This is a genomic window from Pseudomonas sp. JAI115, assembly GCF_014200835.1.
Taxonomy (GTDB): Bacteria; Pseudomonadota; Gammaproteobacteria; order Pseudomonadales; family Pseudomonadaceae; genus Aquipseudomonas; species Aquipseudomonas putida_A.
Window position 1 is genome coordinate 192,420 of the sequence record NZ_JACHCY010000009.1, and the last position, 18,396, is coordinate 210,815.

18 protein-coding genes are annotated in these 18,396 nt (G+C 54.6%); 10 read left to right on the forward strand and 8 right to left on the reverse strand.

The features are described 5' to 3' along the window. Positions 1–23 precede the first annotated feature (23 nt). Positions 24–2,117, reverse strand: coding sequence for a TonB-dependent siderophore receptor (locus HDC30_RS20250; protein WP_183784593.1), 2,094 nt, complete (start codon positions 2,115–2,117; stop codon positions 24–26). 256 nt (positions 2,118–2,373) lie between these two features. Here HDC30_RS20250 and HDC30_RS20255 point away from each other — a divergent pair, with 256 nt between their 5' ends. The 6 genes from HDC30_RS20255 (at position 2,374) to HDC30_RS20280 (ending at position 7,069) form a co-directional block, all read left to right on the forward strand. Further along, entirely contained in the window at positions 2,374–3,042 is a 669-nt protein-coding gene (locus HDC30_RS20255) for a DsbA family protein (RefSeq protein WP_183784595.1), read from the forward strand. Between the two features lie 296 nt (positions 3,043–3,338). Then, positions 3,339–4,625, forward strand: coding sequence for an OprD family porin (locus tag HDC30_RS20260; protein ID WP_027611233.1), 1,287 nt, complete (start codon positions 3,339–3,341; stop codon positions 4,623–4,625). A gap of 231 nt (positions 4,626–4,856) precedes the next feature. Continuing rightward, positions 4,857–5,603 (forward strand): 2OG-Fe dioxygenase family protein, encoded by a 747-nt coding sequence (locus HDC30_RS20265; protein ID WP_003220699.1) that lies wholly within the window; start codon positions 4,857–4,859, stop codon positions 5,601–5,603. A gap of 79 nt (positions 5,604–5,682) precedes the next feature. Beyond that, entirely contained in the window at positions 5,683–6,060 is a 378-nt protein-coding gene (locus HDC30_RS20270; protein WP_003220700.1) for a GNAT family N-acetyltransferase, read from the forward strand. Beyond that, positions 6,057–6,773, forward strand: a complete 717-nt coding sequence (locus tag HDC30_RS20275; protein ID WP_027611235.1) for an AzlC family ABC transporter permease — start codon at positions 6,057–6,059, stop codon at positions 6,771–6,773. The genes HDC30_RS20270 and HDC30_RS20275 overlap by 4 nt, the downstream gene beginning before the upstream one ends. Continuing rightward, positions 6,752–7,069 carry an AzlD domain-containing protein gene (locus tag HDC30_RS20280; RefSeq protein ID WP_183784597.1) on the forward strand — a complete coding sequence of 106 codons (318 nt, stop codon included), beginning with the start codon at positions 6,752–6,754 and terminating at the stop codon, positions 7,067–7,069. Before HDC30_RS20275 ends, HDC30_RS20280 begins: the two co-directional genes overlap by 22 nt. Here the strand turns inward: HDC30_RS20280 and HDC30_RS20285 are convergent. Next, on the reverse strand, positions 6,986–7,912 hold the full coding sequence (locus HDC30_RS20285; RefSeq protein WP_095137942.1) for a LysR family transcriptional regulator: 927 nt from the start codon (positions 7,910–7,912) through the stop codon (positions 6,986–6,988). The genes HDC30_RS20280 and HDC30_RS20285 overlap by 84 nt on opposite strands. Before the next feature lie 740 nt (positions 7,913–8,652). Between HDC30_RS20285 and HDC30_RS20290 the strand changes: the two genes are divergently transcribed. Both HDC30_RS20290 and HDC30_RS20295 read left to right on the forward strand, forming a co-directional pair. After that, the gene (locus tag HDC30_RS20290; protein ID WP_183784599.1) at positions 8,653–9,063 is read left to right on the forward strand and encodes an MbcA/ParS/Xre antitoxin family protein; all 411 of its coding nucleotides are present in this window, start codon (positions 8,653–8,655) and stop codon (positions 9,061–9,063) included. Then, positions 9,060–9,740, forward strand: coding sequence for an RES family NAD+ phosphorylase (locus tag HDC30_RS20295; protein ID WP_183784601.1), 681 nt, complete (start codon positions 9,060–9,062; stop codon positions 9,738–9,740). Before HDC30_RS20290 ends, HDC30_RS20295 begins: the two co-directional genes overlap by 4 nt. 51 nt (positions 9,741–9,791) lie before the next feature. On the opposite strand, the gene HDC30_RS20300 is transcribed toward HDC30_RS20295, so the two are convergent. Continuing rightward, on the reverse strand, positions 9,792–10,067 hold the full coding sequence (locus HDC30_RS20300) for a DUF3077 domain-containing protein (RefSeq protein ID WP_115985254.1): 276 nt from the start codon (positions 10,065–10,067) through the stop codon (positions 9,792–9,794). 470 nt (positions 10,068–10,537) lie between these two features. On the opposite strand from HDC30_RS20300, the gene HDC30_RS20305 reads away from it, so the two are divergent. Together HDC30_RS20305 and HDC30_RS20310 are read left to right on the forward strand one after the other, a co-directional pair. After that, positions 10,538–10,720 (forward strand): type II toxin-antitoxin system HicA family toxin, encoded by a 183-nt coding sequence (locus HDC30_RS20305; RefSeq protein ID WP_041071532.1) that lies wholly within the window; start codon positions 10,538–10,540, stop codon positions 10,718–10,720. 31 nt (positions 10,721–10,751) lie between these two features. Continuing rightward, positions 10,752–11,177 carry a type II toxin-antitoxin system HicB family antitoxin gene (locus tag HDC30_RS20310; RefSeq protein ID WP_096796733.1) on the forward strand — a complete coding sequence of 142 codons (426 nt, stop codon included), beginning with the start codon at positions 10,752–10,754 and terminating at the stop codon, positions 11,175–11,177. A gap of 284 nt (positions 11,178–11,461) precedes the next feature. Here the strand turns inward: HDC30_RS20310 and HDC30_RS20315 are convergent, their stop codons facing one another. The 5 genes from HDC30_RS20315 to HDC30_RS20335 form a co-directional block, all read right to left on the reverse strand. Beyond that, a complete protein-coding gene (locus tag HDC30_RS20315; protein ID WP_027611240.1) occupies positions 11,462–11,701 on the reverse strand; it encodes a hypothetical protein in 240 nt (79 codons plus the stop codon). Between the two features lie 779 nt (positions 11,702–12,480). Next, complete coding sequence (locus HDC30_RS20320) at positions 12,481–14,664, reverse strand: lipase family protein (protein ID WP_183784604.1); 2,184 nt, start codon at positions 14,662–14,664, stop codon at positions 12,481–12,483. 10 nt (positions 14,665–14,674) lie between these two features. Next, positions 14,675–15,439: a hypothetical protein gene (locus HDC30_RS20325; protein ID WP_183784606.1), complete on the reverse strand. Its 765-nt coding sequence runs from the start codon at positions 15,437–15,439 to the stop codon at positions 14,675–14,677. A gap of 97 nt (positions 15,440–15,536) precedes the next feature. Next, positions 15,537–16,394, reverse strand: a complete 858-nt coding sequence (locus HDC30_RS20330; RefSeq protein ID WP_183784608.1) for a DUF4123 domain-containing protein — start codon at positions 16,392–16,394, stop codon at positions 15,537–15,539. Continuing rightward, positions 16,391–18,286 (reverse strand): type VI secretion system tip protein VgrG, encoded by a 1,896-nt coding sequence (locus tag HDC30_RS20335; protein ID WP_260319946.1) that lies wholly within the window; start codon positions 18,284–18,286, stop codon positions 16,391–16,393. Before HDC30_RS20335 ends, HDC30_RS20330 begins: the two co-directional genes overlap by 4 nt. Positions 18,287–18,396: the final 110 nt, after the last annotated feature.

Here is an 18,396-nt window from a genome sequence, read left to right on the forward strand (position 1 = left end):
CCTCCCACAGGGTTTGTGTGCATTCAGAAACTGTAAGTACCGGTCATCACCACACTGCGCGGTGCGCCTGGCTGGATCTGATATTGGCTGGTGGCCGAAGCGTAATACTCGCGGTCGGTGATGTTGTTCAGTGCCGCGCGCAAGTTCCAGTCCTTGAAACGATAGCCGACCAGCGCATCCCAGCGGCCGTAACCCGGCAGCACGGTGGTGTTGGCGTTGTCGGCATAACGCTGGCCGACCAGGGTCAGACCGGTTTCGCCGTACCAGCCCATCTCCGGTTTCCAGGTCAGAAACAGGCTGCCGTTGTGTTTGGCCACGTTGTTGACGCGTTTACCTTCCAGGCCGTTGTTATCCTTTTCGATGGTGGTGTCCTGCACGCCGACGCCACCGCGCATGTACCAGTTGCCGACCAATTTGCCGGTGGCGGTCAGCTCCACACCCCGTGAGCGCTGAAGACCGGTCATGACGGTCAGGGTCGGATCGTTCGGGTCGCTGGTGCGGCGGTTGTAGAGTTCCAGGTCGTAGACCGCCAGGGTGGTGCTCAAGCGATCATCCAGCCAGTCGCTTTTCACGCCGATTTCTTTCTGTTTGGTCAGCTCCGGACTCAAGTCGTTGCTATTGCCGGCAGCCCCCGGGGTGATGCCGATCAGGCCGCCGCCAACGGGCGAGAAAGTCTTCGACCACGAGGCATAGAACGAATGATTCTGCAGTGGCGTCCAGACAATCCCGAAGCGCGGGCTGGTGCTGTGGCTGTCACGATCCTCAGTGAGGTTCTTGAGCTGGTTGGTCGACTCGATATCGAACGTGTCGTAGCGCAAGCCGGCCAGCAGTTGCCATTGATCGTTCAGACGCAACTGATCCTGCACGTACACCGCGCGGCTTTCGACTTCGGTGTGGCTGTCGCTGAACACCTGCATGCTGCCGGTGTGACGGAGCTCGCGGTTGGGGTTGAACAGGTCAAGTGATGGCACCGGTTGTGCGCCTGGGGTCTTGCCAGTCGCGGCGTTGTACAACTTCGGATCACGGCGCTGGCTGCCGATCTCGACGCCGGTCAGCAGGCGATGCTCAAGACCAAAGGTATCGAAACCGCCTTCCAGCTCAAGGTTGTTGTAGACGTTGCGGGTGGTCAGATCCTGCTGCCAGTGCTGGCGCGCGACCTTGTTGGTTTTCGGATCGAAGCTGGTCAGGTAGGTGTTGTCGAAATCGCTGTCGAGCTTGAACACGCCGAGGGTCTGGCGCAGCTGCCAGTTGTCGTTGATCTCGTAGGTGAGTTTCGAGCGCAGGGACTGCGCCTTGTCGTCGATGAAATCGTGATCGTTGCCGTAGGTGGTGTCGCGACCGACATCCGCCGGGCGGCCATTCACACCGGGAATGCCGCGATCCGGTGTGCGGTTGTAGCGGCTGTATTCGTATTGCACCAGCCAGTTCAAGTCTGGGGTCAGTTGCCAGCTCATCGACGGCGCGAACAGCTGGCGGTTGCCGCTGACGCCGTCGCGGAAGCTGTTTTCATCCATGTTGCCCATGTTCAGGCGCAGGCTGAGGTTTTCGCTGGGGTCGGTGCTGAGGTCGGCGTACAGGCTGCGCAGGTCGTCGCTGCCGCCTTGGGCTTCGATGGTCGAACGACGGCCGAACTCGGGCAGCTTGCTCACGCGGTTGACGATCCCGCCCTGGCTGCCACGGCCGTAAAGTACCGCCGCCGGACCTTTGAGCACTTCGACCCGCTCGATGTTGTGCAGGTCGCGCTTGTACTGGCTGTCGTCGCGAATGCCGTCCAGATAGAAGTCGTTGCTGGCGTCGAAGCCGCGGATACGCAGACTGTCGAAGCGCGTGTCGGCGCTGCTGCTGACGTTGGGAATCCCGCTCAGGGCGTCACCGATGTCATTGGTGCCGTAGTCGGCGACGTTCGCGGTCTTGATCGAGTCGATGGCCTGCGGCACGTAACGCACCGGGGTGGAGGTGCGAGTCGCGGTGTTGCTGATCTTGACGCGCGGGTCCTCGGCTTGTTCTTCGGCGCTGATCGCGGTGGCGGGCAGTTCGGTGGCGGAGTAAGCAAAACCGCTGGACAGAAAGGCAGACAATCCAAGAGTGACAGGTGTGAGGCGGAACGTGGCAGGCATGGAAAAGCGCATCCGAAAGGGTGAGGAAATTAAAACGCGCGAATGGTAATGCTTTGCATTTGCTCCCGTAATTTATTCCTGAGAAGTTCCCCTGTCAGATTGTTTCAATTTATGTCGATTTCGATACATCCTGACCGGTCGATCCATTCGACCGTTTCTCGAAACAGTCTGAGAGCCATTCCGGCGTTTTTCCCCAACACGCGTAGGAATAGTCTGCCGGCATCGAATTTTTCTACTTTGCTGCCGGAGTTCTCCCATGATCCTTCATTACATCTACGACCCGTTGTGCGGCTGGTGCTACGGTGCCAAACCGCTGGTGCAAGCGGCGCAGCAAGTACTGCCGGTCGTCGCCCATGCGGGCGGAATGATGAGCGGTGCGAATCGCCAGCAAGTTTCGCCGCAATTGCGCGATTACGTCATGCCCCACGATCGGCGCATTGCCGAATACACCGGACAACCCTTTGGCGAAGCGTATTTCGAGGGTCTGCTGCGTGATCACTCGGCGGTTTTCGATTCGACGCCGCCGATTGCGGCGGTGATGGCGGCAGAGTCCATCGACGGTCGCGGTTTGCAGATGCTCGGACGTTTGCAGACGGCGCATTACGTGGAAGGACGGCGGATTGCCGATGAATCCGTACTTTTCGAACTCGCCCGGGAGTTGGGCTACAGCGAGGACACCTTTGCGGCTGCGTTTAAATCCGTTGATACGACAGCGCATGTAAAAGCCAGCCGCGAACTCTTGGCACAACTGGGCGGCCAGGGATTTCCGACGTTGGCGCTTGAGCGGGACGGGCAGTTCACCTTGATCGACATCAGCCCATGGCTTGGCAAACCACAGGCTTTCGCCGACTGGTTGGGGCAAGCGGTGGTCGCGGTTGAGCCGGGGCAATCCGCCGCGCAATGCGGTATCGACGGCTGTGCGTAATCGAACTGGATTCACTGGCTGAGCGTATTTCCGAGCAATGCGCTATCGCAAAATTTACGATTCTTAGACGATTTTTACCTATTTAAAGACGATTCTTGAAATTGACACATTATTGAGGGCGCGGCTACGATTCGGCCCAACGCCTGTGGCCAACCGCCATGACTCAAAAATAATAAAAGGGCCCGACACGGTTTTGCCGTGGGCGGGTCTTTTTGTTTCGGGGTGAAAAAAGAGTGCAATAGCGCCGTTTCAGCCGTTCGACACAGCGCGTTTCAACCCGTAATAAGGAAAACAAAATGTTGAACAAGCGAATCAGTCTGATCGCACTGGGGATGTTGAGTGCCACTTCGGCAATGGCTGACGGCCAAGCCGAGTCCAAGGGTTTTGTAGAAGACAGCAGCCTCAAAGTGCTGCTGCGCAATGCCTATATCAATCGTGATTACAAAGATGGTAACCCGGACAAAGCCGAGTGGGGCCAGGCGGCCATCGGTACGTTCTCTTCCGGCTTCACCCAAGGCACCGTGGGTGTGGGTGTCGATGCTTTCGGTCTTTACGCACTGCGTCTGGATGGCGGCAAGGGCCGCAGCGGCGCCGGTGGTATCGACTTCTTCAAACAGGGTGACAGCGGCAATGCGGCTGACGACCTGTCCAAGGGTGGCGCTGCGGTCAAATTCCGCGTGTCCAACACCGTGCTGACCTACGGCGACCAGATGCCGGCCCTGCCGGTGCTGAACTACGACAACTCGCGTCTGCTGCCGGAAAGCTACACCGGTACCTTGATCACCTCCAAAGAGATCAAAGGCTTGCAACTGGACGCCGGTCGTTTCACCGCCGAATCGCGTAAAAGCGCTGAAGGCCGTGACAGCGGTGGTCTGAAGTCGATCAACGTGTTGGGCGGTAGCTACCAGTTCACCGAACAGTTCAAGGCGGCGTTGTACGCTTCCGACGTTGAAGACGTCATGAAGAAGCAGTACGTGAACGCCAACTACGTGTTCCCGATCGATAAGGATCAGTCCCTGACCCTGGACTTCAACGGCTATCGCACCAAGCTCGACAAGTCCTATGCCGACATCAAGAACACCGGCGGCCAGGACAACAAGATCTGGAGCCTGGCGGCCACATTCGCCACCGGCCCGCACTCGTTCACCGTGGCGCACCAGCGCAGTACCGGTGACAGCAACCTGGGTTATCCGTACGGCGGTTATCAGAACGATGGTCGTCGTCAGGGCGACGGTGGCAACACCATTTACCTGGCCAACTCGTACTGGTCGGACTTCAACGCTGAAGACGAGCGCAGCTGGCAACTGGGCTACGGCCTGGACTTCGGTGCCTTTGGCGTACCTGGCCTGAGCTACAACTTTGCTTACGTGCGTGGCGACAACATCACCACCGACACCAGCAGTGGCGGCACCGAGCGTGAGATCTTCAACCAGGTCAAATACGTCGTACAAAGCGGTCCGGCGAAAGACCTTAGCGTGAAACTGCGCAGCTCGATTCTGCGCGTGTCGCAGAAATCCGCCGACTACAACAGCAGCGGCAACGAAGTGCGTGTGTTCGTGGACTACCCGATCAACATCTTCTGATGAACGATCCGGTGTAAGAAACATGAGAAAACCCCGACTGGTTCGGGGTTTTTTTTCGACGTCTTTTTCGCAAAAACCGTAAAAAACCCGTTTTTTTGTCACGTAAAAGTTGTTTTGAAGCGTCTTCAAGTACCGTTTCAAGCAGGGCTTTAAATGCCTGAAATTCTTTCTCATGGACGCAAATTCTCCACCTAATAGATTAGGCCGCTCAACGCAGCGGAGAATTTGGTAATGATCGTTTTGAACAGAGAAGTGGGCGAATCGCTACGGCGCGACAAATATGTCAACGTCCAGGGTGGTGACTTCAATCTCTACGGTCATTTTGCCGACTTCGTCAGACTGACCAAAAGTTGGGAAAACATGGAGCCAGACAGTTACTACGGTCAGGCCGAAGCCGGCATGCGTTACCGTCGTTACAGCGACTTTGAGTACAACCCGAAAACACGTGAATTGAAGCAACTCGAGCATCGCGCGTACGTGCAGTCGAAAGAGAACAACGCCTACGTGGGCGGTGTTGTGCGGCACTTTCAGGACTTCTCTGATGAAGTGATCACTTCGCCGGTAATGCGCAGCCTGATCGACACCGATTTTGAAGTGTACAAAAGCGTGTTGCCGGAAGAATTGCACGATGAGATTTGGCAGTGCCAGATTCATCAGATCCGCATCGAGATCAAACCCGGCAAGCAACTGGAAATCACCCCGGAAGGGATTCACTGCGACGGCTATCCGTTCAGTGGTGTGCACTTCTGGGGGCGCAACAACGTCGAGGGCGCGGAAAGCCGTTTGTACGATGTTCACGAGCATCAACTGGCGTCGACCACCTACAAGGAAATCCTCGACACCACGTACTTTCTTGATCGCGACATGCGCCATTACGTGACTCCGGCGCGCAACACCCACACGCATGCCATGGCGTACCGGCAGATTCTGGCGATTTCCTTCTCGCGGCCCGGGACCGCTTTCGACATTGTTCGCTAATCAGATCACCCCAATCGATGGCGTCGAGTGCTCGACGCCGGTGGTGCTGCGACGCGCCACCGCCAAGGACGCGCAGCGCATGGAGCGCTTCTTCCGGCAGTTCGACGAAGTGTCGTTCTGCGAATGGCAGGACGCCAAATGCCTGCGCGGTGTATTGATCCAGAAGACCACCACGGCCTATCTGGCCTTCGACGTCGAAGGCGAAATCGTCGGTGCGGTGCTCGGCGGCATGCTCGGTAGTCGCGGCACCATCAACCACTTGGCGGTCAGCCCACGCTATCGCAGTCAGGGCGTCGGCCAGCGGTTGGTGGAAGCGGCGTCATCCGACATGAAACGGGTCGGTGTATTACGGATGTTTCTGTTCGTCGACGATGCTAACCTCGCGGGCAAGCGATTCTGGACTGCCCAGGGTTTTTGCGAACCCCACGGCGAGCGGACATTTGAGAGGGATCTATGAATGAAACGTCCGGCAGTGCGCCGCTGATGGCTGCTCATCAGCCATCGCGCACGTTTGCCGAAGCCAGCCCGGTGGTGGCCGGTTACTTCACGGTGTCGTTCGTGTTCGGGCTGATGGCGGTCAACGCCGGGCTGCCGATGTGGCTGCCGGTGGCGATGTGCTTGTTCGTCTACGCCGGCGCTTCGCAATTCGCCGCACTGGCGCTGATCTCCAGCGGCGCTTCGCTGACCACCATCGTGCTGACCACCTTCCTGATCAATGCGCGGCACATGCTGATGTCGGTGTACATGGCCAAGGCCTTGCGCGCATTGGGGCTCAGCCGCATGGAGCGCTGGGCTTACGCCGGTGGTCTGACCGACGAGTCCTTTGCGTTCCATAGCGTCAAGCTGGGCACCGGCGCGCCGGTCAACATTCGTTACCTGATCGGCTTCAACCTGTTCTGCCACACCTCTTGGGTGCTGGGCGGATTGTTGGGCGCTGTCTGCGCGCAATATGCGTCGCACCTGATCAAATATCAGCTCGACTACGCACTGACTGCGATGATGCTCTACGTGCTGGTGTCGCTGTGCAACACCCGCAACAAACTCATCGCCGCCGCGGCTGCCGTCGTCTGCATGGGCGCGCTGAGCCTGGTCGGCACTTCGCCGTTCAACGTTTTCATCGCCACGTTTGTGGGCTGCGGAGTGGGTGTATGCCTGACCAAACGTTCCTGATTCTGGTGGTCGCGCTGATGATGGCCGTGACCTTCCTGCCACGCGCGCTGCCGCTGCAAGTCAACACCGAACACTGGCCGCCGTTCATTGCGCGAGCGCTGGAGTACCTGCCGGTGGCGATCGTCGCTGCGATCAGCCTGACACCCTTGTTGATCAAGGATCAGCACCTACAGCTCGATCGCCCGGAATTTTATGCAGCCATTCCGACGTTGTTATGTGCGTATTTCAGCAAAAACCTCTTTCTCAGTGTGGCGGTTGGGACGGCTGCGTACATTGCGCTCGGCTCGATCATGTAGCGGCAGGTCGACCACGTCGTTCAGGGCTTGGCCCGACAGATTCGGGTTGTTCACCGCCAGACGCACTTCGAGGAAATCCTCGAATCCGGGGAAAATCGTCAGGCCGTTCTTTTGCGCGGCCTCACGAGAAACCATGCCCACTGCGTCCATCTGCGTGATCAACGACAGCGTCAGGGTCTCGCTGCAGGAATAGACCATGCGTTGACCGTTCTCGTGATTGCCCAGTCCGGCGTCGAGAAAACGCAGGAAGCTGTGGGAATACGGACAATCTTCCGCAGGACGCACCTGAAACTTGTTGCCTAGCAACGTCAGTGGATCGTTTTCCTGCCCGCAATGGGCGCCGACCACCTGCACCTGCACATCCGGCAGGACGATACTCGGCAGACCCGGCCGCTGCGGGCCGATCAGCACCGCGAGGTCAAAGTCTTCGTTCTTCAGCTTGCTGAGGTTCTCCATCGACTCGGCGTAGCTGAATTCCATCTGGTAATCGGGAAACACCTCGATCAGGCGTCCGATCATTCGCCGGTTGAAGTCAGACGACAACGTGTTGTTCAACGCAACCTTCAATGTGCGCTGGCCCGGCACCTTGAGCGCCTCGACCTTTTCTTCCATCTGTCGCGTGGCAATCAGCACTTTGTCCATGTAGGGCGTCAGCTCCGTGCCTTGCGGCGTCAGCGTCAGCCCTTTGTTGGAACGTCGAAACAAGCGGAAACCGAACTGCTCTTCGACCTTGTTCAACTGCGCGGCCAGGGCCTGCACAGTCAGGCACGAATGCTCGGCTGCGGCCGACAACGAGCCGGTCTGCACGATGCGCATGAGGTTGCGTAAGGTTCTGCTATCCATGGGTAATGCCCTCTGAAGTGGGCTGGGTATTGTTGTTTACGAGACGGCCGATCCGGCGTCATATGCCGGCTATATTCCAGCACCTGAGCATAGTTGTCGCGGGTTTAGTAGCGAATTGATGTCCCCGCCGATGGCTGGAAGCTGACACAGGATCGGGATTTTTGATGACGTGGGGGTGATTGGGGTCAAGAAAAGTGCGTGGTTTTGGTGCGCAGGGAGGGTTTTTCGAGGAGAAACGGCTTATGGCTCCTGTAATTTCCCCGGCGAGATATGCGCATATTTTTCAGCTTTGAGCGCGAGTGCCCTTAGCATCAGGGATGCTTTCCAATTTCGTCTTCACCAGTTTGTTGCGACTCTAGAGCCGCCATTCACGGGGCGCTGAAGAGCGTCCGCATGTGAATGCACATAGGCAAAGTTCGCCAGCACTTCGACCAGGCAAGCGAAATGCTCAAATAAACCAGGCAATAAAAAACCGACATTGCTGTCGGCTTTTTGCTCCCTTGAACAAGGGTAGAGGTCTCACCCGAGCGCTGATCTTCAGGTCATCAACGGGGTTCCTAACGCCGACTATCGCCACCTGATGGCAGTCGGTTTCGCGCTCTTGAGGCAGATCCTCTGCCACGGAACATTAACGTGTCAACTTGGAAATTCTTAGGCGTTTATTCGTATGCGAATAATTTCATGTAAAAAATTCATATGTGTACTACGCTCATCTTGCGGACCCGCTTAGAAGGACAATCATGCCTACCTCATCCCCAGCCCTCACCCCGCGTGAACAACTCGACGTCCCCGAAGCCGGGCGCGTCGCGCTGAAGTTTTTCTTCAATCTCATGGAGCGCTGGGGTTGCAACGCCGGACAGCAGCGCACTTTGCTGGGCGGCGTCGGCAACACCACGTTCTACAAGTACAAACACCTGCAGCCGAACATTCGCCTGCCGCACGACACGCTGGAGCGCATCTCGTATCTGATGGGCATTCACAAGGCCTTGAGCATCATCTTCAGCAACAGCCGCGAGCGCGCTTATACGTGGGTCAGCAGCCCCAACACGGCTGCGCCATTCAATGGCCGGACCGCGCTGGATTACATGCTGGCGGGGAGGGTGGTCGACATCGCCGACGTACGCCGCTACCTCGACGGGGTGCGCGGTTGAAGGCCCCGCCGCTGGCCGAGCCGCAATGGCCGAAGGCCTACCGGATCGTCAACAGCAGCTTCCCGCCGATTGCGTTGTTCGAAGACGTGCTCGACCCCGAAGACCTGGAAATCGCCTATGCGCTGGAAGCACTGACCAACGATCGCCTGATCGAACAGGCCGGCGTCCTCGCCCGCGTGCGTCCCGAAGACCGGCTCTCCGGCCCCGGTTCAACCCCGGTGATGGCGGCGTTCACCCACATCGGCAAAAGCAGTCGCTTCACCGATGGCACCTTCGGCGTCTACTACGCTGCCAGCAGCCAGGCCGCGGCCATCGCCGAAACCTGCTATCACCAAGAACGCTTCCTCGCGGCCACCCACGAAGCGGATCTTGAGTTGACCATGCGTACTTACGTCAATCGTGTGGTTAAGCCGCTGCATGATGTTCGTGATGGTTTTGCACATTTGCATCAACCCGATCCGGAAGCCTATGGCCCGTCACAGGCGTTTGCCCGACAACTGCGCGAGTCAGAATCGTGGGGAATGCTCTACAACAGCGTGCGTTTGCCGGGCCACGAATGTGTCGCTGCGTTCCGGCCGCCAGCGGTGTCGATTCCGAAGCAGGGCAAACATCTGCGTTATGTGTGGAGTGCGAGTCAGCGCAGGATTTCGTATGTGTTTGAGATCAGTCAGGTTTGAAGCGCAAAAAGCCCTCGCAGTACCGCGAGGGCTTTTTATTGGCGGTTTACGTCAATGGCTTGCTGTTGGCGCATCCAGTACTTTCACCACATCGTCGATCAGCGCCTTGCTTAACTCCTGCAGATACTGCGAGGCGTAAGCGTGAAGGTCAGGATCGCGAGAAACTGTGGAATCTGCAGTCAGTAACTTGGAAATGTGAAGCAAGTGTGAGGCGTGCGAGAGGGCGGCCATCACTGGAACACCACGATTGGTGCGGAACAGCGCTTGATTGGCCTGGAAGGAAAAGTGCGTAAGGCCTGGGGTTTTCAAATCGAGGTAGTCGGTCATATCGCTTCACCTGCCGTACGTAAGGCGTGGAGTGAGGTAACCGGTGTGGCAGCGCGGCGGATTACGGATGGATCGATGGCATTCATTTGTGAACTCCCTGTATCAAATGAGAGCCGCCATTTTTCGTTCTCAGGCGAAAGGGTGGCAGCTATGCGCAGGCTGAGAAACCGGAGATACAGGAACCCGGCAGACCCGAAAGTCTCCCACGCACAGCCGCCATTACACGTGAGTGCAGACACAAAAAAGCGCCGGCAATCGTGATTTTGGGCGCTGGTGCGCCTGTATCTTACGCGGGTTCTCAGGCCCGATCGCTGAATTGGCAGCGACGGGTTTGACGGTAGCTTGCGGATGACGGATGCGCAATCGTGGCCAGGTGGTGGCCGTTGCCATCTCTGTGTGGTGCAACACTTATGTTGCGAATGCAGCAAATATGTTGCACATTCGCTTTACCGAAACGGCGAGTGATGCACATGAAGTACAGCGAGTTTCGGCGATGGTTGAAAGCCCAAGGCGTTGAGTTTCAAACCGGCAAGGGCAGTCACTTCAAGGTTTCCTTGAATGGCAAATCAACTGTGTTTCCCGACCATGGAGCCAAGGAAATGGGCGAAGGGTTGAGAAAATCGATAATCAAACAGCTGGGCCTCAAGGATTGAGGCTCAGCTGTACCCCATGAGAGGAATCGTGATGTTCGAATATGCGTTGGAAGTTCACGAAGAGCCGGACAGTGTCTGGTTGTCCTGCGCAGAAATTCCTGAGATGCACGCCGTTGGCGACACCCTCGAGCAAGCGTTGGACACCGCCATTGATGCAATCGAGACGGCGCTCTCGATATACGTTGATGATCGCCGGTTGATTCCGACCGGGCAGGCAGGAGAACAGGCAAGTGGCGTCGTATTGCGTCTGCCTGCGCTGACTGCAGCAAAGGTTGCTCTGTGGAATACGCTTTTGGAGTCAGGTTTAAGCAAGGCCGAGTTGGCACGTCGTCTCGGCGTACAACGGCCCCAGGTCGATCGCTTGGTAGATTTTCTGCATCACTCCAAAATCGAGAATGTTGAGCGTGCGTTGCAGCAACTTGGAAGGCGGATTTCGCTTTCGGTTCAAGCTGCATAAGTTCAGCAAGCGAGCGTTGGAGAAAATAGCTGAAGGCGAAGAACAGGCATGGCAAATGAGCTAGAGCGATTTCAGACGGACGTGATGGAATCTGTACGTCAGATGAAGGCTGGAAAGGCCCCGCGCGTAACGCTGCAGCCGCTCTCGGCGGCCACTGAAGAGCAAAGGAAGGCCGGGGTTTCTCAAAGCGTTTTCGCCGACCTAAGCACCGTGGTGACACGATCAAAATAGGTGGGGAAAAATAGAGTCAGACCACAGTCTCAGCTCAAAACGTGGTCTGTCCCTTATTTCCCTGCTTGGGTCTGTTCAGGGAGGACGTTGGCTCGTGCCTTGTCTTGACTGCGCAACCAGCGTTCGGCGTCCTCAAAGGTGTTCATGCAGGTTCTGCCATAAGCCGACAAGGCCAGTATGCTGCGTTGGGTGAGTTGAATGTCAGATGTGCACAGATCGATGAATAACGAGAGCGCGTTTCCGGCCTCCTCAAATGCTTCGCGGATTTCCAAGGCTTTTTTGCATGTGGACATCAGTTGACTCCCTGTTCCATGTTGTCAGGGGCGAGTTTATGCGCAAAACTCTGCGTCAAAATCAACTTCGCGTATCAACTTGTGACGGACCTTCAGCGCTCGCTTATTTGAATTTTGTCGGTGGGGGAGTTCGATATCTCAATTGCTGACAAGGTGCTGAATGGCATGTCTGCAGATTGTTGGCTTTGCTCTATGGGGAGGCCTTTTGCGCTGATGAAGTCAGGCGGTCTTGTGTGTTGCCGATCCATAGCAAAGATCTTTTAGATAGGGTGAGCGCTCATAACCTAAGGGTCAAAGTCATGATCACTCAGCCGTAGCGCTTTTTATATTCAAACGCCAGAAACAACAAAGCCCCTGCATTTCTGCAGGGGCTTCGTTTTGTATGGTGCGGCACCAAGAACCAAATATGAGTGCTTGAAGCCTTAAGCGAATTGGTGTCGGGTTCGCGTAACAATCAAAAAGGTACTCAAAAAGGAACTCATAGAGTTTTGAGGCTTTCCTTTGCTGAGCCATACCGGCTGGGTGCTCAGCTCTAATCCCTGAAAATTACCGATTAGTCTCGTTTCTTCCCGGTTAGTCCCATTGGTGGGCGGCCACCCGCGCAAGCACTGAATGGAGCGCGTGCGGATCTGAGTGCTTTTGAACTGCACCGGAAAAAGAACCCGCCAAATGGGGATTATCACATGGCGGGTTAAAGCAATAAATTTCCCGAGCAGATTAGGAGAAAATCGAAACCAGCTCGATATAGCTATTCAAGCAGCTGGCGCTGCCTTCTACCGCTAGATGAAGGAATCAATATCAAGCGTGTGCGGTGTCCCTATTGGGCGACCCAATATCGAAGCAAACACTTCGTGGTCGCTTTCCGCTGCGGCAGGTGCCATGGCTAGCTGTTCGTCAATTCGGTTCTCAGGGTGGGCCGTCCAGCGAGCCAAATGCTCATCCAATTCGGCATGCTGGGCAAAGGAGCCGTAGACGTTCGCGTCGGTAATTCTTTCTCTGCGCAGGATCGCTAACCGGTCGCGGGTCTGCTGTACTTTGTCGATTTCTTGGCTGAATGCCTCTACCGCTGGCCCATGAGTCTCTCGATATTTGTCGCCACGACTATTGAGGTCTCTGCGCCGATTGCGTAGCTGTTCGGTAATGCGGCTAAGGGCGGTATCAATGAACTCGAACTCGCGCTCGGTTACCAACGAACGCTTGTGTTTAAGCGAGTCCTGCCAACGCCTTAAAGCTGCCCAGCAAGCAGGTATATAGCCACCGACCATAGAATGATTGCCAGCATGAAATGCTTGGCTGAGCAGGCCGGGGCGGTTAGGCAGGCCATCTACTTGCTTTACTGCCAATTCGCAGGCCGCGTGTTGAGTTATCGTATCGCAACCCGGCTCCCAGAGAATTGATGATTTTTCCTTTCTTCCCAGCTCAACCGGAAAGAAATGTCGTAACTTTCCGTGATGCTGATAAGGATCGCTACTGAGGTTAGTGATGCCCGCAGCAAATATCGAGATACCCGCAGGAACGTTCAAAAAAGTTAATACCGCACCCGCTCCATAAACCTTGTGCTTCGTGTTCATCCAAGTCCCCGGTACGCTCGGCACAGGATCGTTGTGATTGACCATTCGATAATGCACCAAGTCCGACGCACTTTTAATAAAAGTCGCGTCGGCAGCCCTTGGAGCGCCGTAGGTGTACAGTACGATATCGTAGTTATAACCCGGTCTGCATCGTAACATTTCGGAAAGAAGCAGCGTGATTGCACCACCCAAACTATGACCACATATTAGTAACTTTTGACCAATATAAAACTTTTCTAGATAGTTAAGAGTAAATTGGTAGACTTTCTCCGCTGCACCGTAGAATCCCCGATGAACTTTCCCCGGCCCTTCCTTAAAATCAACCTGTAAGGCATCAGCATCTCGGAGCCCATCCGCGATAATTTCATTAGTCCCCCGAACGGAAATCAAAATGACCTCCTTGCTATGGGTTATAAATGCCTGTGTATCAGTGTCAATTTCATGCCCTCGGTCATCTAGAAAGTGAATGCTTTCCGGGGTTTCTTGCTCTTCATTTAAAGAGGAATGATTTAGCGGATAAAGTTCAGGATCAAAAGGTACAATTTCGAAGCGCTTGGAATAAGAAACTTCTTCGTACAAAGGATAATGGGCATTGAGCTGCCCAGAGTCAACTTTCCATACCTCATCAAACTTTGCCAATGCATCACCAAACCAATTCCCCATACTTGGCGTTTTGGGATAGCTGACAAAATTCTTGTCAAGCGGGCGACGACGTGGCCTTTGACCAAACTGGTTATAGCTCAGCGTAGCCATAATGGCGAGCTGATATAAGTTGAGTGCACAGAATTTAGAGTCCGTAGAAAAGATTGGACTCAAAGCGCGTAAAGGGCGTACCTCCAAGACATTATGTTTTTTAGGGAGTAAGCAAACACCGCGCTTGCCATTTCCTCGCATTAATTTTTTAGGACTTTCCTTAGGAGGATAATTACACTCAATCGTGGGTGGTAAATGGGCGCAATGTTCGACCAAGTTACGTACTTCCACTTGAAAATATGCGTCCGCACAAGCTTGCGCAGGGTTACTGCTTGTGCGCGAACCATTTTTGTTAAAATATCGTGTTTTCTCAGCCCGAACCTGAAGTTCTGTGATAGGAAGCGGATAGTAGTCACGAGCTTTCAAATATTCGTAGAAATCATCACCACTATGACAAGGTTCTTTAAAGCTTAACGCCAGTGGCCCTGCAAAGTGATCAATCTCTCCCGATCCCGAACCATCAAGAGTCCCTGTATAAATATGGCCCTCGGCATCAACGATTTCGTAAGCGAGCCCTGCGTAAGCTAGTCCCTCACCAAGCTCGTCCACCAGTTGAAAACTTGTCTTGCTACCCTGTACAGGGCATGTAAGTACGCGCTTATTTAGTGGGTGTTTTAAATCAGCATCCAAATTGCTCACTACGCACTCCTTATTCAGTACATCCGGGATAAATAGAACATGTACGCCCATCAGGCATTAAAAAATCGCTAAAGTCTTTTTTGTTTTCCCGGCAAAAACCATATTGGTCGTCCATGCCCTTACCCAAACATCTTTTCCAACCGTTGTGAAACTCGATCCATGTGTTTTTGATAGACGGTCTTTCATCAACTGCTATCTTTATCCTGAGTCTCACCGTTTTTCCTGGTAATTGATCTAAGGTGTAGGCTCCAAACGGTTTCCCTTTGGTTAACATTCCGTGCGTATCAATGCCATTGCAGCGAGGCCCTTTAGAAAGTCGGCGCAATGGCCCTTGAGTGCGAAATAACCACTGACACTCTCCTTCAATCAAACTTTCCCCTTGCTCAAACACTCCTTTCTCTTGTTCATTAACTTTGTCGCTTATAATTACAGCGGCTGAATCGCTACCAATATCACCTGTGTCGCCCCCATAAGAACCTATTATTTGTAGCTGTATTCGATTAACAGCCAACCGACACCCGTTTACGGTTCGATAAATAGGGATCACAGACTTTGGTATGTATTCTGTCCTCCATTCTCTGTTAAAGCCGAGAAAAGGTTTATCCTCAATTCGAACGCTACAAGTTTCACCGTCGGCGGGCTTGTACATAACTTTCGCGTGGTACGCAAAATCAGGGGGTAGATCCGCCGTAAAAATAAAACTCTCTCGATCATTATTCGCGCAGCCAGAAATTGTAAGTAATCCAATACAAAGTAAAGTTACTGCAAGTTGCATCTGTCCCCTCCTGATGATAACTATAGAGTTACTTGGTTGATCTAGTCTGCAACTTGGTTTTCATTGTACGGTCGTCGAATCCTTCCATTTATCCCGATCACAGAGGCGCTTCCCCCTGCCAAAATTGCATCGTATGGTAAATCCGCTGAAAATGGTCTTCAGGGTTTTCATTCGGCTGCACCTGCCAGCGCTTTTCAAGCTCTTCAATTGTAACCCTAAGACTTTCAATCAAAACAAACTCCAACTGTTCGGGCGACTCCCACCCCCACGCATCAACCAACATCAACTGTTTACGCAGCCATTCTTCAGGTTCTTGTCGCTCTGCAACTTCCAAATATGCATCCAAGTGATAGGCCAACAAATACCGGTGGGCATTCGTCTCGCGAATCGAAGCCGCTTGATCGCTCTCAGATGGAACATTCAGCCACGCAGGGTTGTTGGGCACTGGGTAACGGTTCGGTTTGGGATTGCTTGCCGTTTTCCATTGAACCCCCTGCCAATAGAAAACGCTGTTTACCGGCCCCAAATACTCAGGAACGACATCAGCGCCGAAGAATGCAAGCGCGCGCGCAAGTACCCGGTTGTCTTGAAACCGGTAGAGCGCTTGGTGAGGGCGAGTGCCAACGATTATCCGGTCACGCCAATGATCCGCCAGCACCTCCAGCCCGTTACTACGTGGAATACTGGCGAGCCAACCCCAGTTCCGTTCAGGCTCCTTCAATAGCTCATTTAGGCGCCTGTCTTCCGGCCCATCTACTAGGAAAATGAAAGGCCCTGTGCTCGCCAAATCAGCTACCAATGTACCGCTGTAGAGGTTGCAATATCGGTTAGTGGCTTGATTGTCCATTAGTGTTTTACGTAAAGGCAGTTCACCTTCGGAGTCCAAAATCAGGCATAGAGAGCGCCCAAGTTGGCGTTGCTCGGCCATCCAGTGCAGGGGAGAAAGATTCGTCATGCTGCGGCCCCTTCAGTCGGACAAAAGCCATTTATACAGGTCTCGCAAATCGGGCAGAAGTCGGCACCTCTCGCTTTAGATAGGGCCATTAATGCGCCTTGTGAGGGTGCAACAATTGGTGGAAGCTCTGGAGGTGCAATGAGTGCATTTGCAACGCCCGGCAGTGCTGGATTGGCAGCGGTGCCTTTCGCCGGGGAACCGCCCACCACGATATCGATGCTGCTGAGGATCCCGCCGGGGCCAATGACAATATGATGTCCACCCGCCTTTAGGGTGATGCTGGCACCCGCATCAAGAATCAAATTCGCCCCGGATTTAAGGTGAACCTCTTGGCCCGCTTCAGCGACGAGTGTTTGGCCCACGCGGGTATGGCTACTGCTTCCCACTAACAAGAAGTCATTGGCCTTGAGGTGGACTTTGCGGTCTGCGGTGACGGTGCGGTGGTCTTCCGCCTCCAGCACGGTGACGTTGTTGCCCTTGATGACCTCTCTGCGTTCGTTACCGACTTCCAAGTGACTGTCGTGTTCTACCTTCTGCTCCATGTCTCGTTGAGCGCGCAGGTAAATCAGCTCCTGGCCGCTGCGATCTTCCAAATGCAGTTCGTTGAAACCCGTGCTGTCTTTGCTGCTGCGACTGCGAAATACCGTTCGGGTTTTGTGGGTCGGCAGTTCATAGGGCGCAGGATTCGCGCTATTGCTCAGACAGCCGCTGATAACCGGTGAATCTGGATCACCTTCCAGAAATGAGACCAGCACTTCCATTCCGACTCGGGGAATCGTCACCGCGCCGTGGCTGTTGCCCGCCCAACTGGACGCCACCCGCAGCCAGCAACTACTTTTACCGTCGTTGTTGCCCTCGCGATCCCAATGAAACTGCACCTTGACCCGACCTAACGTGTCGCAGTGGATTTCTTCACCGGGAGGGCCGGTTACCAACGCTGTTTGGCTACCAAGAATGCGCGGTTTCTCGTAGGGCTCTTGGGGGCGGTAGATCACTTCCCACGGAGTCGCCTTGAAGGTGTTGCGATAGCCCTGATGGAAATCGTCCTTTCTGTCTGTCGTATCGCTAGGGAGCGTTTCTTCCAGCACCTGAGGCTGTATGCCTTCGTGGGTAATCGAAGTCAGCAACCACAGGTCGTTCCACTCCTGCCGGGGATGGTCGGACAGTTCCAAGAAATGCCCGGTGACCAAAGTCGGTTGGTCGCTTTTGCCTTCCGCTTGACGGTAGTCGGCACGGTGACCTTCCAACGCCCGTTGGCTTAAATGCTTACCTCTTTCGCGCTGAGTGAAAGCACCGGGGTATTGGTAGTCTTCAAGGTCTGGCTGAGCTTTTTCGAAGTGAGGACGATATTCCGCCTCAAGCGTCATGCGCGCTTTATTGAAGTCGTAGTCTCGCTGGGTCGCTCGTGTCGTGCGGGCGGCAAAGCGTAAGTTGAAGCGCTTAATCACCGGTTCGTCAGCCGCCAGACCACTGTCCTGTACGTAGGCTGTAGGTCTATCAAGCTTGGGAAACATTGTTTGGTCATCACCAAAGGCCAATAGGTGGCCCTGCTGCGAATGCTGAAAGTGGTAATGAATACCTTCTTCCCAGCACAGACGCTGTATGTAGTGCAGATCGGTCTCGTTGTACTGAACGCAATATTCTCTTTCGGGGTACAGCGACCCTAAATTGAATTGATAGGCATCGGCTTGAATGCCGTGCTCTTCAAGAATCTGCGCGATGATTTGCGGGACAGTCAGGCTTTGAAAGATTCGATGGTTGGTGCGGTGTGCCAAATAGGCCAACTGCGGAACGAGCGTCAGACTGTAGCGGGTCAGGCGCTTACCCGAATCGCCTTGAGCGATATGGTAGACCTGACCATGAATGCCGATACCGGTTTCGTTGAAGCCCAAGAAGGCTTGCTTGTGCGTAAGCGTCTGCCCAACTCACGTTGCGTAAGTCAGACAGATACCCACTGATGCGGCAGCAGTTGGTCGATCTCACTCGCCCGTTGCGTCGGCAA

Coding starts and splice junctions, on each gene's coding strand:
- HDC30_RS20250 (WP_183784593.1), bottom strand. CDS start 2,117: ATGCCTGCCACGTTCCGCCTCACACCTGTCACTCTTGGATTGTCTGCC.
- HDC30_RS20270 (WP_003220700.1), top strand. CDS start 5,683: ATGGAGCGCTTCTTCCGGCAGTTCGACGAAGTGTCGTTCTGCGAATGG.
- HDC30_RS20310 (WP_096796733.1), top strand. CDS start 10,752: ATGTTCGAATATGCGTTGGAAGTTCACGAAGAGCCGGACAGTGTCTGG.
- HDC30_RS20325 (WP_183784606.1), bottom strand. CDS start 15,439: ATGCAACTTGCAGTAACTTTACTTTGTATTGGATTACTTACAATTTCT.
- HDC30_RS20275 (WP_027611235.1), top strand. CDS start 6,057: ATGAATGAAACGTCCGGCAGTGCGCCGCTGATGGCTGCTCATCAGCCA.
- HDC30_RS20300 (WP_115985254.1), bottom strand. CDS start 10,067: ATGACCGACTACCTCGATTTGAAAACCCCAGGCCTTACGCACTTTTCC.
- HDC30_RS20315 (WP_027611240.1), bottom strand. CDS start 11,701: ATGTCCACATGCAAAAAAGCCTTGGAAATCCGCGAAGCATTTGAGGAG.
- HDC30_RS20290 (WP_183784599.1), top strand. CDS start 8,653: ATGCCTACCTCATCCCCAGCCCTCACCCCGCGTGAACAACTCGACGTC.
- HDC30_RS20265 (WP_003220699.1), top strand. CDS start 4,857: ATGATCGTTTTGAACAGAGAAGTGGGCGAATCGCTACGGCGCGACAAA.
- HDC30_RS20255 (WP_183784595.1), top strand. CDS start 2,374: ATGATCCTTCATTACATCTACGACCCGTTGTGCGGCTGGTGCTACGGT.
- HDC30_RS20305 (WP_041071532.1), top strand. CDS start 10,538: ATGAAGTACAGCGAGTTTCGGCGATGGTTGAAAGCCCAAGGCGTTGAG.
- HDC30_RS20285 (WP_095137942.1), bottom strand. CDS start 7,912: ATGGATAGCAGAACCTTACGCAACCTCATGCGCATCGTGCAGACCGGC.
- HDC30_RS20260 (WP_027611233.1), top strand. CDS start 3,339: ATGTTGAACAAGCGAATCAGTCTGATCGCACTGGGGATGTTGAGTGCC.
- HDC30_RS20280 (WP_183784597.1), top strand. CDS start 6,752: ATGCCTGACCAAACGTTCCTGATTCTGGTGGTCGCGCTGATGATGGCC.
- HDC30_RS20330 (WP_183784608.1), bottom strand. CDS start 16,394: ATGACGAATCTTTCTCCCCTGCACTGGATGGCCGAGCAACGCCAACTT.